Below are 12137 nucleotides of genomic sequence, written 5' to 3' on the forward strand. Positions count from 1 at the left end.
TGGATATATTTGACCATATTTTGAGTAGCAGGTAAAAATGATAAACGATATTAAAAATAAATTTAAAAATTATAAACCATATATAAATGGATACAAAAATATGAAAAGAGCATCTGTTTTAATTCCAATAGTAGAAATAAATAATATACACCATATATTATTTGAAGTTCGCTCAAAAAATTTAAAGCATCAACCTAGCGAGATTTCTTTTCCAGGTGGCAAGATAGAATCTAATGAAACTCCATATGAAGCTGTTATTAGAGAAACTTGTGAAGAACTTGGAACTTTTAATGACAATATAGAAATCATAGCAAGCCTTGACCTGCTTATAACACCTGTAAAGTTTATAATACATCCATATTTAGGATATATAAAAAATATTAATAATTTAAATATAAATAAGGATGAAGTTGACCACACTTTTTTGGTTCCTATAAAATATCTTTTAGAAAATCCTCCAAATACTTACAATAATACTGTAAAGGTTTTTCCTGACGAGAATCTACCATATGGCTCAATTCCAAACCAAAAAGATTACAAATTTGAAAGTGGAAGTTATCCTATTCTATTTTATAAATATAAAGATTATGTAATTTGGGGAATGACAGCAAAAATACTAGAAAATTTTTTAAATTTTTTATCAGAATAATACTTGTAATAAAATATAAGAACTTTATAAAATTTTCTAAATTTAAAATGTAACAATTCTAAAATATCAGAAACTATATTTTATAGTACTTTTATACTTGATTATTGTTTAATTATTATTACATAATTTTCAATGCAATTTCAATATAAAAACTGTGTATTAATATGCACTGTCGATGAATTAAAATATGATAATCTATTTAACAAAATATGAAATAAATGATTTTAATATATCTTTATGGTAAAATTATTAATAAGTAATAAAACTAATTAGAATATATGGAGGTGCTTATAATGTTTGCAGTAGGATTTGTTGTTATAATTGCAATTGCCTCTTTCATTTTAAGTGTACTATTATTTAATGGAAAAGCCAGTATGCTATTAGCAGGTTATAACTCTATGAGTGATAAAGAAAAAGCACGATATGATATAAAAAAATTATGCAGGAGTTCTAGTATTGTTACTTTTATTGTCTCTATAATGTTATTTATTATGGCATTTTTGGGATATAAAATAGAGAGTGGTCAAATGGATGAAAAGAGAATGATTCCATTTTCTATAATATTTATAATAGTTATACTTTCCAGTGTATTTTTTAATATCTATTACTCTAACAAAAAATGTAAAAAATAAATATTCATAGGTTGAGCAGTTAATTATGAAAGATTGGCTGCTTTTTCATGTCTATTGGCAATCTTATCAATTAAATATTTTAACACTTAAAAAGCTCTATAAAAAATAATATGTATCATATAAACTTCTAATAGTGATTTTACTGTGTGGTTACAGTCTACCATGTCATAATTTAGTATATAATAGAGAATTACTAATGGTCGTTAACCAAGCTTTGATAAAATAGAATAAAAATAGATGTACAATTAAATTATATCTTATATAAAATTTATTTTCATTGACATCAAAAACTGAAATTAGCATAATACATGACATATGTGCTTAGAATAAAAATTTTTGATATAATTTGTTTTATAAGTACATCTATTTTAATTAGTTTACATAATCTTATTATTTTATACAGTATTAATTATTTACCAGTACCCCATTTAATGAAAAAGTTCTAGGTTCAGTGATTTTAACCATAACTAATTTCCCAATCAAATCGTCATTTCCACCTTCAAAATTTACAAGTTTATTTTGTCTAGTTCTACCAGAAAATTTACTCTCATTATTTTTACTTCTTCCTTCAACTAGAACTTCAACTATTCTATTTTTATATCCATCATTTATCTCTGCAGAAATCCTATTTACAGCTTCTAATACCCTATTAAATCTCTCATGCTTTATTTCTTCTGGTATTTGATTTTCCATTTTAGCAGCAGGAGTTCCCTGTCTTTTAGAATAAATAAATGTAAAAGCTGAATCATATCTAACTTTTTCAACTACATCTAAAGTATCCAATAAATCTTCTTCTGTTTCTCCAGGGAAACCAATCATTAAATCTGTAGAGAAAGCAATATCTGGAACTTCTTTTTTAGCTTTTTCTATTATTTCTAAATAATATTCTTTTGTATAATGTCTATTCATTTTTTTCAAGAGACTACTACTTCCACATTGTATTGGTAAGTGTAAAAATTCACACACCTTATCACAATCTCTAATTGCATATATTACTTCATCAGATATATCTTTTGGATGAGATGTCATAAATCGAATCCTTTCAATTCCTTCTATATCATTTACTTTTCTTAAAAGTTCTGAGAATGTAACTGGATTTTCAAGTGTCTTCCCATAAGAATCTACATTTTGTCCGAGTAAAGTTATTTCTTTCGTTCCATTTGCAACAAGCTCCTTTATCTCATTAATTATATCTTCAGGAGTTCTACTTCTTTCTCTTCCTCTTGTGTATGGAACTATACAGTATGTGCAGAAATTATTGCATCCATACATTATATTTACAAACGCTTTTAGTTCAAATTTTCTATTACTTCTAAGACCTTCTACTACCTCTCCATCCACATCCCACACATCTACTAGCATTTTTTCAGAATTCATTGATTCTGTAAGTAATTGTGGAAATTTATATAGATTATGTGTTCCAAATATAAGGTCTACATGTTTATATTTTTTTCTTAGTTCATCTACGACATGAGGCTGTTGCATCATACATCCACATACAGCTATTTTCATATTTGGATTTTTCCCTTTTAGATGTTTTAATTGCCCTAAGTTTCCATATACTTTTAACTCTGCATTTTCTCTAACTGCACATGTGTTATATATTATTAAATCACTTTCTTCAACCATCATTGATATTTGGTATCCCATTTCTTCTAACATTGAACATAATTTTTCTGAATCATGTTCATTCATTTGGCATCCAAAGGTTTGAGTAAACACGAGTTTTCTCTTTCCTGTTCTGTTGAAGTACTCTTCATTTTGTCTGTGTATTTGTTCTATATATTTATCTTGTTCTTGTATTTTCTCTATAGGTATTGTTACTTGTTTTCTTTTGCTCACGTCTATTCCTCCTAGTTAATTTCTTATATTACACATAACCTTAATTATATCAAATAAGAAAAATCTTTTAAAGATATTATTATTTTTCCATGTATGTTTTGATGGTAAATCATAAGAGAGTATATAGGTTGATGAAAGAACTAGGAATTAAATCTATTATTAGAAAGAAAGTATATAGACGCAAGTTTAAATCATCTGAGGTATATGATAATATATTAAATCGTGAATTTACATATAATTAAATCTATTCATTTTCAATTAAATAACAATTATTTAGTATTAAATATTGACCTTCCTCAACTGTTATATATCTGCTTGCTGAAAAAATATCATTAGTAACTACTCCATCTACATCGCCTAAACTGTCATTTCTAACTTCATAATATGCATCAGAAAAGTTTGACATTATAATATATTCTCCAGCAGGAATTTCTAATCCAATTTTATACATACCATTTCCAAACTTGCCATTCTTTGCCTTTTGAGCTTTAGCATATTTTGATAATATCATTGTTGAATCCTCAATTTTAATATATTGCCCATTCTTTAAAGTTATATATCTAGTCCCACTAAAAATATCATTTGAAAGTATACTATCAACATTTCCTGTACTATCACTTGTAACTTCATAATAAGAGGCATAACTTCCTGAATTTGAAGTTATTAAGTATTCACCTTCTGAAATATCTTTTCCAACTTTATACATTCCAGCTTTTATAGTTTTTGTAGTTGGCTTAAGGTTTTCTACAACACCAGTATTAACATCTCCAATTCCATTTGTGATATTTAGACATTGTTGTATTATATTTATAACTTGTTTTTATTCTGTCACTTCCTTGAATTCTGACAACTTTTATATTCTTAGATTTTAATGAATTTTCGACATATGTACTAACAGAGTACGTTCCTCCAATTATATAAACTTTTGATACCTTTTTTAATCTTATGGATGTCTCAGTTGGTATAGTATTTTTTCAGTTAGTAATATTGGTGCATTTAAAGCCCCTGATAATCCACTCGCACTTAAACCATCTGATATAGAATTACTAGTATTAATTAGTATAGCAGTCTTATATGCGTTTTTATCTGCTATATTCCCTGCAATCTCATACTTATTTTTTCCTTGTATTTTCTCTACAGATGATATTGCGTTTACTAGTTGTATATTCGCAAATACAAAAGAAATACTTAAAGTTAATGTTAATATTCTTTTACAGAATTTCATAATAAAATTACCCTCTTCATAATAAATTTATATATATAAATACATACTCTTAATTTAGTTATGTATTTAATAATTTAATTCTTAATATTTTTTTAATTATGTTATTTTAATAGATTTATTTTTTTTAAATACATAGATTTATTTCTCAAAATATTCTGTTATTATTATAGTCATACTTATTTAATTCAATAAAAATTTTATTTAGGGTTAGTATTTTTAATTTTCCATTGAGATATGTTGCTCTATGATATCAAAATTTCTAATTAAACTTAATTTAATATGTTGTATTGTATAATTTTTTAGTTACATTTAATCAAGTCTTTAAAAATGTGTTTATTATTATGTTTGTTATTCCTTTATAAAAATGCACAAGTTAAACAGAAATTTTAGTATATCTAAAGAACTGGTAAATAAAAAAGATTAATATAAAAGATTAATTTTGGAAAGTAAATTTATAAATTTTATACTTAACAACTATAAGTAAGATACATATAAAAATATAGACATAGATATGATAACTATATAAGTATTTTTATTAAAAGTAAGAAAGCATAATACTAAATTTTAAAAAAACATAAAAATAGACAAATTGTAATCTAGTCTATTCTTATGTTCTTTGATTAATATTATATTATAAAGTAAAGTATTATTTCATATTTAACTTTGATAGCTAACTCTTCTTATTGATAGGCTAACAATCTTGAATAAAAATATTCCAGCAACTAGATTTATTAAAACAGCTGGTACTACTACTGCCAAAAATAAAGCTGTGAACGAAGCTCCTGGAAGGCCAACTATGGCTTGAGCTGCTAATAAAAAAATTGTTCCACTTACAAGTGTTCCTATTGGCATTATGATTGCAACTACTATAGTATCTTGTACTTTTCTAGCCAAGTTTTTTATAAAAGGCATTTTATAACTAACATGCATTAATAAGAATACTACATTTGCTGTAAGAGTTTTATCTATTACATTAGGAATTTGACCTCCTGGAAAACTTGATGTAAGTGCTGTAAATATTCCTGTTACTATACCTCCTATTAAGCAAGTTTTATAATCATCTTTATTTAAAACTAATATTACAAATAACATTGCTAGTGGTACATCAGGTTTCATTGGTAATCCTATAGCAGGTGTAATTTGATGTATCAATAATCCCATTGCTAAAAGTATTGCATTTAAAGTTAATTTTTTTGTATTTGTTTTCATTTTTGTACTTCCTTCCTTTTTTTATTTTCAATTTATTTTTTTGCCAATTTACTATATCATCATCTTTAGCATTAGAAATTCATAACATCTTTTTCACCACCTTCTATATTTTAAATTTTTAGTAAAATAAAAAACTCCGTCCTAAACTAATAGGACGGAGATTATCCGCGTTGCCACCTAAATTATATAAAAATTAAGATAAAATTCAATTTTTATACATCTCATTATCAGGTACTTACATACCTTATTCGCTATAACGTGCGACTGACGATAAAGTCTACTCTCAAAACTATGATTTCAATTTACTCCTCTAAGGGCCATTCATCAAATTTTTTCTTGCTAAGATTCCACCATCCTCAGCTCTCTATACTGAACCTAAATTCAACTACTCATCCTTGTCATAGGATTTAATTTATTGTATTATATTTTGTTGTTAAAATAATAATATTCTTTTTTCTAAAAAATGTCAATATATTTTTATAAATTTTAAAATATATTTTATCACCTTTTTGTTATATATTGATTATATAGCAATTTAAAAAAATGTAAAAAAACCTCGCCTTATATCCCCACACATAAAGGAGGAGGTTTTATGGCGAATTTTAATAATCTATTTTTTTCTTTTAATTCTTCTTCTGTTAATTCAGTTAATGACTCTTGATGCAATATCGCAAATGATGAAGTTAAAAGTTTATATTAGTCATAGTACAATAAAGTTACAAGAAACCTCCCTTGTAAAATTTTATATCTATTTCATTATAATATATATCTAACTAATAAATTATAAATTTTATTATCTTTAATATTATTTTGATTCTATTAATTCTTATTTTTATTAGAATTTTTCAAAGTAATAATCTATTTATGATACCTAATACACAAAATAGAGGTTAAATTCATTTTTAATTAAATTTAGGATTTTTAATTAAGATAACTTAATTAATTTCATTTAGAATTACAATGCTGTTTTTATAAAATAAAAAGAATCCCATAAATAGGATTCTTTTTTGAAATTTATTTATATTTAGAGCTTATTAGTATCCAATTATGATAAACTTACACACTCTTCCACATATTGATTACATACATATCCAGAGTATCTTTTGTCATTTTTATTAATATTAATTCTTGCCCAATTTCCAACATTATAACATACTTCTACTTTAAAACCCTCAGGAATTTTAGTTATAATTTTAGAATCTGATGTTCTATCATTTCTAAGTTCTACACTCAAACCACTTTTTCTTATATGTCCTACATAATTCTTTCTTCTGTCTTTTATTATATTATTACTCTTATTTTTAGTATTGCCAAATATTTCTAAGTATTTATAAAGTAACCATCCTTTATCATAATTACTTTCAACTTCTGCCCATATTCCTTCTACACATTTTAACTTAACAATTTTACCTTCTGGTATGCTTTTCAACTTCATACTATTTATGTCTGGTTTTTCTCTTAAATTTAATTTCACTTTAGTCTTAAAATTGATGTTAGATTTACTAAAATTTTTTAACATTAATTCAGATATCATCTTAAGACCTCCTATTGCCAAATATTAAGTTATTAAAAATACATAACTTTAAAAATACTCTTAACAAAAAGAATCATTATCTTTTTGGCAACTGGCTGACATGACCTTTATTAAATAAAGATTTTAGTCCCTATAGCTTTGCCTCATTAGATTTATCTAATATTGCCTATATCTGAATCATAGCATAATTTAAATAATTACAAAATAATATTACTTCAAATTTTATATAAATTAAATTTTTAATTAATAATAAATAAAAAATATCTTTATATTTATTAATTTAATTATTATTCTTCATGATTCATCTAAAAAATAGTAATTCACCTAGTAATGTCACTACTTTTAACAAACCTTTTCTAACAAAAGATTCTCATATAAAATCAGTCACTATCTTCTTGCATGTTTTAATTGATATAAAAGCATTTTGCTTAGTAAAGAACTAAAAATAACGCATACTAATTATCTTATTTTTTTTATATCTCATAATAAGATACTTATAGTATATTTTATATGAAGATTTTATTATAAGTATCTTATATTTTATTTTTTAAGTTAACTTGACAAAACAAAAATACTATTGTATTATTGTTATAGACTGACGGTCGGTTTAAAAATATAATCTATGAGTATTATAAGATAAATCGAAAGATAAAAATATTTAATACAAAGTTCTTGGATAACTAATCAAATAAATAGAGTTAAAACAAATTATAAAAAATACATATGATTTTAATTACAAAATTGAGGAAATAGATGCCTAACAATATTAAAATCTAATGTAACTATTAATACTCTTGCATCTATAGCTCTAACTAAATAAATTATCTAAAATATAATTTCTAAATTTTTATATTTGATTCTTACTATTAATTTAGCTAGCTATATCATTATATTTATACCATTTATAATCATAAAAATTTTTAAGAAATGAGGATTAATTATGCTTAAAAGAATATTACTGAAAGATTTAACAAGAAATAAAGTAGTAACAACAACTCTGTTTATTTTTATTTTACTTGCATCAATGTTGGTATCTAGTGCAACAAACGTCATTGTAGAACTAACCGATTCTATGACTTCCTTGTTTCAAAAATCTCATGCACCCCACTATGTTCAAATGTATTCTGGTAAATTGAATCAAGAAGAAATTGATAAGTTTTCATCTAAAACTCCATGTGTAAAAGAACAACAGACTACTGAACTTTTAAATATAAATGGAGCTAATATTTTTCTAGGAAATAATGGAAAAAATCAAGCTAACAGTGTACTAGAAAATAGCTTTACAAAACAAAATGATAAATTTGATTTTTTATTAGATATGGATAATCAAATAATGCAAATAAAAGATGGTGAAATAGGAGTTCCTGTATATTATATGAAGCAATACAATTTAAAAATTGGGAATACAATAAAAATTATTAATGGTAATTTCTTTATGGAGTTTACAATAAAAGATTTTATACGCGATGCTCAAATGAACCCTTCTCTAGTTACTTCAAAACGTTTTTTAATAAGTGATAATGATTGGAACACTTTAAAAGCTAATATAGGAGAAATCGAGTATCTGATTGAATTTCTATTAAATGATATAAATAAAATTAATAAATTTGAGACACTATATCAATCAACTAAACTTCCACAAATAGGCACATCAATAACTTATCCTATTTATCAAGTACTAAATGCTTTGTCTGATGGAATTGTAGTGATTATTATCATCTTAATTAGTATCCTTCTTATTGTAATTTCTGTTTTATGCTTACGATTTACATTGATTACAACGATTGAAGAAGATTATAGAGAGATTGGAGTTATGAAAGCAATTGGAATTCAAAATAGCAACATCCAAAATCTATATTTGACAAAATACTTGTTAATTGCATCTTTGGCAAGTTCTCTTGGTTACATACTATCATTATTTATAGGTTCCTTTTTTACAAAAAATATTAATCTTTATATGGGAACAGTAAATAAATCTACTTTTAGTATACTTATTCCTTTTATTGGCTCAGTTCTTGTATTTGTATCTATTGTATTCTTTTGTAAAATTATACTTAAAAAGTTAAAAAAAATATCGGCCGTGGATGCATTAAGAAGTAGTAAGTCTATAAACTCTGTAAAATATGGATATAACCTACAACTCTACAAAAACAAAATAACAAATACTAACATGTTTTTAGGATTAAACGAAGTGGTAAGAAAATTTACTACCTATGGATTGCTCTGCTTTGTCTATATGATTTGTATTTTTCTTATGATTGTGCCACTTAATTTTCTAAACACTATTCAATCACCTGAATTTATTACTTACATGGGTGCTGGTAAAAGCGATATTCGTATTGATTTACAACGAACAAAACAAACTCAGCATCTTTTTAATTCTATATTACAGAATATTAAAAACGACAGTGATATTGAAAAATATGCATCCTTTACAACAAGTTCATATAAAATAAAAAATAAAGATGGTGAATTAGAAAATATAAAAATAGAAAATGGAAACTTTAAAACTTTCCCACTAACATATTTGAAAGGTTCTGCACCAATAAAAGAAGATGAAATTGCATTGTCTACTATAAATGCAAATGAATTAGAGAAAAGTATTGGAGACAATTTGTCAGTTTTCTCAAAAAATAAAGAGTTAACTCTCACTGTTAGTGGAATATATCAAGATATCACATATGGAGGTAAGACTGCAAAAGCTATGCTACCTTCTGAAGAAGATAATATTTTATGGAATATTATAAATTTAAATATAAAGTCTGGAGTTAATTTAGAAGATAAATTAAAGCAATACAGTATAGATTATTACCCTGCTAAAGTTACAGATATGAATAATTACATAAGTCAAACATTGGGTTCTGTCATCAGTCAGTTAAGACTTGTTATAAAATTATCTTTTATCATATCTGTTGCAATTTCTTCATTAATTACAGCAATGTTTTTTAAAATGCTCATTGCTAAAGATACATCACAAACAGCAACTATGCTTAGTTTAGGGTTTTCCACTAGAGATATACGTATTCAATACATTACAAGAGCTTTATTAGTACTTATAATTGGAGTTGGTTTAGGAATTATTCTGGCAAATACACTTGGACAAAAAATATCTGGATTACTACTTTCTGGCATATTAAATCTTCAATTTGTAGTAAACCCATTAGTTATATATATACTTTGTCCAGCAATTTTAATTCTCACAGTATTCATTACAATTACAGTAATTAGCAGAGCAATCAATAAAATAAAAATTATATCTATTATAGAATAAGGGGTATGTTATGAATAATATTATAGAAGCTAAAAAAATTATTAAAGAATATAATATTGGTAAAGGAAATGTACAACAAATTTTAAAAGGAATAGATTTATCCATTCAACAGGGTGAATTTATATCTGTTATGGGGGCTTCTGGTTCTGGAAAATCAACTCTACTACACAACATAAGTGGAATGGATAAATTAACATCTGGAACTATCAAATTTTCAGGCAAAATGCTCTCTAATATGTCTGAAGAAGAATTATCAAAACTTCGATTAAAAAACATGGGTTTTATCTTTCAACAAAGTAATTTACTTAAAAACTTAAATATATTTGACAACATAATCCTTTCTGCTTACTTAAGCAAAGAAGAAAGTCGCCATACAATCAATGAACGAGCAACAAGACTTATGGAGAAAATGAATATTTTAGAAATCAAAGATAAAGATATTACTCAGGTTTCCGGAGGTCAACTTCAAAGAGCTTCTATCTGTCGTGCTTTAATTAATAAACCGAAAATTTTATTTGGAGATGAACCAACAGGTGCACTTAATTCAAAACTGACAAATGAAGTAATGGACATTCTTATAGATATTAACCACTTAGGTACAACTATTATGCTTGTAACTCATGATGCCAAGGTAGCCTCAAAGACTGAACGAGTATTATTTATGTCTGATGGTCTGATTATTGGAGAAATTAAATTGGACAAATTTAATAATAATAATTTAAAAGAACGAGAAAATAAGCTGATAAGTTGGCTATCAGAATTAAGTTTTTAGCTTTATTAAACTGTTTACTTTGTTTATACTTCAAAGCTGACAACTTATCCAACATTTGATTCTAAAATTTAATTGATAAAATTAATTACTATTTTAAATTATAAAAATGAGTGTCTCAAAATCAACTTTTTAGTCTATGAGGCACTCTTTTTTGTATGAAATTAAATATATTTTCATCATTTCAACAATGAAAAAAAGATTTATCTTTATAAATTTAAGTCTTGTTTATTAAATACATTTAAAAAATTTATCTAAACCACATTATTTCTGTAAAACAAAATTTAACCATTAGAATTATTATCCAAAAATAATAAAAAAGAAGGTATAAAGAGCTACCCTCATGCTCAATATACCTTATAAATATCTAAACTTCATTTTTTACTAATTTTTCTATATCTTTGATAATATGTTCTTTAGATTTTTTCCCAGCTATAGCATCAAAAATTGCAACAGCCTTTTTCTCTCCAAACTTTTCTGCTACATCATTAAAGTCTAAAAATCTAACACTTTCTTTTGGTTTACCAAACATATAACACCTCTCATACATTTTTATATATTTATTATAACTTCTATATATTTATTTTTCACCAATAAACGTTAGACAAATTAGTTCCTTTATTTTTTTAACTTAATTTTATCTTCAAGATTCCTAACAAAAATAGTTTATTCTACTTTATAAATAAAAATAGACAATTTAATTTGTAGGAAACTTAATAATAAAATACAGTAAATAAAACTTTGTTTAACCTATTTGCAAAAGTTATTTGTTAAAACTTCTGTGAATTATAAAGAGTATTCTAGTACATAAAAATATAAATATGTAAATATTCAATTTATTTAGAATAAAAAATATATAAAAGATTTAATAGTAACAATATACAATTCTCAATATAGTCTATAATGTAAATAATTCAAAACCACTATATTATTTTAAAATTTATGTATACAATTCTAAAAATTTAATAAAAATAAGAGTCTGGAAATATTTATGTGTATTCTTTAA

The 12137-nt window shown here is 24.7% G+C and carries 8 protein-coding genes, 2 pseudogenes, 1 riboswitch and 1 other annotated feature; of the genes and pseudogenes, 5 read left to right on the plus strand and 5 right to left on the minus strand.

Annotated features, from left to right (window positions below; genetic code table 11):
* Positions 1-37 precede the first annotated feature (37 nt).
* Together KGF39_RS17700 and KGF39_RS17705 are read left to right on the plus strand one after the other, a co-directional pair.
* Positions 38-649, plus strand: a complete 612-nt coding sequence (locus KGF39_RS17700; RefSeq protein ID WP_227823301.1) for an NUDIX hydrolase — start codon at positions 38-40, stop codon at positions 647-649.
* Positions 650-942: 293 nt separating this feature from the next.
* Entirely contained in the window at positions 943-1281 is a 339-nt protein-coding gene (locus KGF39_RS17705) for a DUF3784 domain-containing protein (protein WP_054273953.1), read from the plus strand.
* Positions 1282-1686: 405 nt separating this feature from the next.
* Here KGF39_RS17705 and miaB read toward each other — a convergent pair whose 3' ends face one another.
* Entirely contained in the window at positions 1687-3123 is a 1437-nt protein-coding gene (gene miaB, locus KGF39_RS17710) for a tRNA (N6-isopentenyl adenosine(37)-C2)-methylthiotransferase MiaB (protein WP_227823302.1), read from the minus strand.
* Positions 3124-3221: 98 nt separating this feature from the next.
* Here miaB and KGF39_RS17715 point away from each other — a divergent pair.
* Positions 3222-3353, plus strand: a pseudogene (locus tag KGF39_RS17715) (IS3 family transposase); the annotation flags it as partial.
* A 14-nt stretch (positions 3354-3367) separates the two neighbouring features.
* Here KGF39_RS17715 and KGF39_RS17720 read toward each other — a convergent pair.
* The 3 genes and pseudogenes from KGF39_RS17720 to KGF39_RS17730 all read right to left on the minus strand — a co-directional run bounded on the left by KGF39_RS17720 (position 3368) and on the right by KGF39_RS17730 (position 7091).
* Positions 3368-4348, minus strand: a pseudogene (locus tag KGF39_RS17720) (cell wall-binding repeat-containing protein).
* 657 nt (positions 4349-5005) lie between these two features.
* Positions 5006-5557 (minus strand): tryptophan transporter, encoded by a 552-nt coding sequence (locus KGF39_RS17725; protein WP_227823303.1) that lies wholly within the window; start codon positions 5555-5557, stop codon positions 5006-5008.
* Between the two features lie 147 nt (positions 5558-5704).
* Positions 5705-5968, minus strand: a binding site (T-box leader).
* Between the two features lie 634 nt (positions 5969-6602).
* Positions 6603-7091: an SH3 domain-containing protein gene (locus tag KGF39_RS17730; RefSeq protein ID WP_227823304.1), complete on the minus strand. Its 489-nt coding sequence runs from the start codon at positions 7089-7091 to the stop codon at positions 6603-6605.
* 83 nt (positions 7092-7174) lie between these two features.
* A riboswitch (cyclic di-GMP riboswitch) is annotated at positions 7175-7268 on the minus strand.
* A gap of 763 nt (positions 7269-8031) precedes the next feature.
* On the opposite strand from KGF39_RS17730, the gene KGF39_RS17735 reads away from it, so the two are divergent.
* Together KGF39_RS17735 and KGF39_RS17740 are read left to right on the plus strand one after the other, a co-directional pair.
* Positions 8032-10362, plus strand: a complete 2331-nt coding sequence (locus KGF39_RS17735) for an FtsX-like permease family protein (protein ID WP_227823305.1) — start codon at positions 8032-8034, stop codon at positions 10360-10362.
* A gap of 10 nt (positions 10363-10372) precedes the next feature.
* Positions 10373-11134, plus strand: coding sequence for an ABC transporter ATP-binding protein (locus KGF39_RS17740; protein WP_227823306.1), 762 nt, complete (start codon positions 10373-10375; stop codon positions 11132-11134).
* Between the two features lie 364 nt (positions 11135-11498).
* Here KGF39_RS17740 and KGF39_RS17745 read toward each other — a convergent pair whose 3' ends face one another.
* Positions 11499-11663, minus strand: coding sequence for a hypothetical protein (locus KGF39_RS17745; RefSeq protein WP_003424195.1), 165 nt, complete (start codon positions 11661-11663; stop codon positions 11499-11501).
* Positions 11664-12137: the final 474 nt, after the last annotated feature.

This window comes from Clostridioides sp. ZZV14-6345 (assembly GCF_020657775.1).
Lineage (GTDB): Bacteria > Bacillota > Clostridia > Peptostreptococcales > Peptostreptococcaceae > Clostridioides > Clostridioides difficile_D.

Bases quoted from the DNA above. Each gene is read 5' to 3' on its own strand.
- KGF39_RS17735 (WP_227823305.1), top strand. From the start codon at position 8,032: ATGCTTAAAAGAATATTACTGAAAGATTTAACAAGAAATAAAGTAGTA.
- KGF39_RS17725 (WP_227823303.1), bottom strand. From the start codon at position 5,557: ATGAAAACAAATACAAAAAAATTAACTTTAAATGCAATACTTTTAGCA.
- KGF39_RS17705 (WP_054273953.1), top strand. From the start codon at position 943: ATGTTTGCAGTAGGATTTGTTGTTATAATTGCAATTGCCTCTTTCATT.
- KGF39_RS17700 (WP_227823301.1), top strand. From the start codon at position 38: ATGATAAACGATATTAAAAATAAATTTAAAAATTATAAACCATATATA.
- KGF39_RS17740 (WP_227823306.1), top strand. From the start codon at position 10,373: ATGAATAATATTATAGAAGCTAAAAAAATTATTAAAGAATATAATATT.
- KGF39_RS17730 (WP_227823304.1), bottom strand. From the start codon at position 7,091: ATGATATCTGAATTAATGTTAAAAAATTTTAGTAAATCTAACATCAAT.
- KGF39_RS17745 (WP_003424195.1), bottom strand. From the start codon at position 11,663: ATGTTTGGTAAACCAAAAGAAAGTGTTAGATTTTTAGACTTTAATGAT.